Annotated in this window: 3 protein-coding genes; all 3 read left to right on the top strand. The window is 56.2% G+C overall.

Annotated elements, in window-relative coordinates; all coding sequences use genetic code 11:
- The first annotated feature begins 401 nt into the window (after positions 1–401).
- Positions 402–1,301, top strand: a complete 900-nt coding sequence (locus ELR57_RS27690; protein WP_126963081.1) for a carbohydrate ABC transporter permease — start codon at positions 402–404, stop codon at positions 1,299–1,301.
- Positions 1,302–1,368: 67 nt separating this feature from the next.
- Complete coding sequence (locus tag ELR57_RS27685; protein WP_370452390.1) at positions 1,369–2,142, top strand: carbohydrate ABC transporter permease; 774 nt, start codon at positions 1,369–1,371, stop codon at positions 2,140–2,142.
- Between the two features lie 107 nt (positions 2,143–2,249).
- Positions 2,250–3,284: a glycoside hydrolase family 88/105 protein gene (locus ELR57_RS27680; RefSeq protein ID WP_126963079.1), complete on the top strand. Its 1,035-nt coding sequence runs from the start codon at positions 2,250–2,252 to the stop codon at positions 3,282–3,284.
- The last annotated feature ends 696 nt before the right edge of the window (positions 3,285–3,980 follow it).

Raw genomic sequence — 3,980 nt, 5'->3', positions numbered from 1 at the left:
CCCTACCAATCCCTCTACCGTTTTACTCCACTCCCCTCTATGCCGCCTCCAACCCCCTCCTGCCCCCAATTCACTCCAATTATTTTCCAATTCCCTTTCGATCCTCTCCCGCTTCCTCTCGGCCTCCTCTCTACTTCCTCTCTACTTCCTCTCTACTTCCTCTGTGCTGTCTCTCTACTTTCCCTCCGTTTCTCCTCCGCCTCTCCTCTGTCTCTCCTCTAGCTACGCCTTCTTGTCCGCGTATTCGGCCTTAATCCGTCCGCCCATCGGAAAACCGTCTCCCCCCCAACCGCTCAAGTCGGCTAATTGAACAAAAACCACGGTTTTTTGCCTTCAGAAGGTTCGCTTGAAATAGCATAATTACAATATAGAAAACGCGTACAAACAAGGGAGTTGAAGTCATGAAGCTGCGCCACAATGACCATTTCGTCGGTTATATTTTCGCCGCCCCGTTCGTTCTGGGCTTCCTTATTTTTATCCTGTTCCCGATGGCCTCCTCCCTGTACTATTCGTTCACGGACTACAACCTGTTGACGTCTCCCAAGATGGTCGGCTGGGACAACTACGTGCGAATGTTTACGGACGACGACAAGTTCTGGAAGTCCGTTAAAGTTACCTTTACTTACGTATTCGCCAGCGTTCCTCTCCGTCTCGCGTTCGCCCTCGGAGTCGCCATGCTGCTGAACCGCTCGATCAAGGGCGTCGGCTTCTACCGTTCCGCGTACTACCTGCCATCGCTCATCGGCGGCAGCGTCGCGGTCTCGATCCTCTGGACTCAAGTGTTCGGCGACCAAGGCATCGTCAACTCCGCTCTCGGCCTGATCGGGATCGAGTCGACCAAGTCCTGGATCGGAACGCCGGAGACGGCTATCTGGACGCTTATCGCTCTGGCCGTATGGCAATTCGGCTCCTCGATGCTCATCTTCCTTGCCGGTCTCAAGAACATTCCGAAGGAGATGTACGAAGCGTCCGGCGTCGACGGCGCGGGGCGAATCCGCCAGTTCTTCAAAATCACGCTGCCCATGCTCAGCCCGATCATCCTGTTCAACCTGATCAACCAGACGATCTCCTCCTTCATGACCTTCACGCCGGCTTACATCATCTCCCGCGGCGAAGGCGGTCCGCTGGATTCGACGCTGCTCTACTCGCTGAACCTGTACAAGCGCGCGTTCGAGTACTACGAGATGGGGTACGCTTCCGCCATGGCTTGGGTCATGCTGCTCGTGATCGGCGTGCTCACCCTCATCCTGTTCCAGACCTCGAAGTACTGGGTGCACTACGAGAACAAAGGAGGCAACTAAGATGGCCATTCAGAGACGTTGGAGCAACCTCGTTTACCATATCGTGATCGGCGGGATCGCCCTCGTGATGCTGTACCCGCTCATCTGGCTGTTCGTCAGCTCCTTCAAGCCCAGCCAGGAAGTGTTCACGACCGCCAACAGCCTCATCCCCAGCCGCATCGCCTGGGAGAATTACAAGACCGGCTGGGCGGGCTTCGCAGGCAACACGTTCGCGAACTTCTTCAAGAACTCGTTCATCATCGCGATTCTCTCCACGATCGGAGCGGTCGCCAGCTCCGCGCTGGTCGCCTACGCCTTCACCCGGATCAACTTCTTCGGCCGCGCTTTCTGGTTCGGCGCCATGATGATGACGATGATGCTGCCGCGCGACGTGACGATCATCCCGCAATACATCATGTTCTCGAACTTCGGCTGGCTGTCTTCCTTTAAGCCGATCATCGTTCCGCAATTCTTCGGCATTCCGTTCTTCATCTTCCTGATCATGCAGTTCATTCGCACCGTTCCGCTTGATCTGGACGAAGCGGCCAAGATCGACGGCTGCTCCAAGTACGGCATCTTCTTCAAGGTCATCCTGCCGCTCTGCGTGCCGGCTCTCGTGACCGCGGCGATCTTCTCCTTCTACTGGACGTGGGAAGACTTCTACCACCCGCTGCTGTACTTAAACAAGCCTGACCTGTACCCGGTATCGCTGGCGCTGAAGCTGTTCCTCGACGGCGAATCCCTGAACAACTGGGGCGGCATGTTCGCCATGTCCATTCTCAGCTTGCTTCCGGTCTTCATCATCTTCTTCCTCTTCCAGCGCTATATCGTGGAAGGCATCGCAACAAGCGGGTTGAAATAAGGGTGATGGATAAGACGAACAAACATAAGAGGAACAAACATAAGACGGACAACATGGACTTCATGAACGATAGGGACCCAAACGAACTCTTGGAAGGGGCAGACGACATGCCGGCATTGGTTTTTGACGAGAACGAGATTAAGAAGGTTATCGATAGAGTCGTGGATCGCACGCTTCGGATGGACTTCAGCTGGGATTGGCCGGGCGGCGTCGCGTTCTACGGAATTTGCGAGGCGTATGCGGCGACGGGCAAGATCGAGTATTTGGAAAAGGTAAAAGCGTGGGTAGACGAGAATATGGAGGACGGCTTGCCCAAGCTGTCGGTGAACGGGGTTTCGATCGGACACTCCTTGCTCACTCTGTACGAAGTCTACAAGGAAGAGAGATATTTGGATACGGCCAAGGAGATGGCCGAGTACCTGACCCACGACGCCGTCCGCTTCGGGGACGGCATCTTCCAGCACACCGTCAACTCCGAGACGTACAACTTCCCGGAGCAAGCTTGGGTAGACACCATGTTCATGGCCGGCTACTTCCTGCTTCGGATCGGGGTGTTGCTCGGAAGGCAGGATTATTTCGAAGACGGCTTGCGCCAATACCACGGCCATGAGAACGTGCTGCAGGATCCGGTGAACAACCTGTATTACCACGGATGGGACAACATCGCCGGCAATCACATGTCCGGCGTCCACTGGTGCCGCGGCAACTCCTGGGCCGCTCTGACCATGACCCGCGCGCTCGACCTCGTTCCGGTCGACCTGCCGAACTTCATGGTCATCGAATGCTCGCTGCGCGACCAGCTCAGCGCGATCGTCCGCCTGCAGGATCCGGAATCCGGCCTCTGGCACACGATCCTCGACGACCCGGCGTCGCCGCTGGAGACGTCCGGCTCCGCCGGCATCGCCACCGCCGTCCTGGCGAAGGGCCGCCTGTACAACAAGTACTCGCAGAAGGCGATCGACGGCATCCTCGCCCGCATTAAGGAGGACGGCACCGTCTCCGGCGTCTCCGCCGGCACGGCCGTCATGCAGAACGCCGACGGCTACCGCGGCGTCCCGGACAAGCGCATCCAGGGCTGGGGCCAAGGCCTGACCTTGACCTTCCTGGCGGAGATTCTTAATTCGAAGAAAAATCCTTATTGATTGGAAGTAACTTGCCCCCTCGAAGTTTGAGGGGGCTTGTTTTATGCCAGTGGTCGCTCTAGTTGAGTCGTGGTTACTCACCTGCACCCACCATGCGTCCTCGCACGCACCCACCTGAGTAATTTCTACTCGCGTAAGTTCCTCCTCGCGCCTATGGTCGCTCTAGTTGAGTCGTGGTTACTCACCTGCACCCACCATGCGTCCGCGCACGCACCCACCTGAGTAATTTCTACTCGCGTAAGTTCCTCCTCGCGCCTATGGTCGCTCTAGTTGGGTCGTGGTTACTCACCTGCACCCACCATGCGTCCTCGCACGCACCCACCTGAGTAATTTCTACTCGCGTAAGTTCCTCCTCGCGCCCATGGTCGCTCYAGTTGGGTCGTGGTTACTCACCTGCACCCACCATGCGTCCTCGCACGCACCCACCTGAGTAATTTCTACTCGCGTAAGTTCCTCCTCGCGCCCATGGTCGCTCTAGTTGGGTCGTGGTTACTCAACAGTCTTCACCAAACGCAGAATTACGCAATTGTTTCAACAATAGGTACTCGTTCTGCGCTCCTTGTATCCGGTTCGTAAACCCTTCTTGGAAATTATCGCGGTTAATAAGCTCTTTTCTACTAAGGAGTTAAGATGAGGGGCAATCGTCTTTCGTGTGACATCAMGAGCTCTAGCAATTTGACTGGTYGTGAATTTCTC

The sequence above is a fragment of the Cohnella sp. AR92 genome (assembly GCF_003990975.1).
Lineage (GTDB): Bacteria > Bacillota > Bacilli > Paenibacillales > Paenibacillaceae > Cohnella.
This window is presented reverse-complemented; position numbering and strand designations above follow the sequence as displayed.

Coding starts and splice junctions, on each gene's coding strand:
- ELR57_RS27690 (WP_126963081.1), top strand. CDS start 402: ATGAAGCTGCGCCACAATGACCATTTCGTCGGTTATATTTTCGCCGCC.
- ELR57_RS27685 (WP_370452390.1), top strand. CDS start 1,369: ATGCTGTACCCGCTCATCTGGCTGTTCGTCAGCTCCTTCAAGCCCAGC.
- ELR57_RS27680 (WP_126963079.1), top strand. CDS start 2,250: ATGCCGGCATTGGTTTTTGACGAGAACGAGATTAAGAAGGTTATCGAT.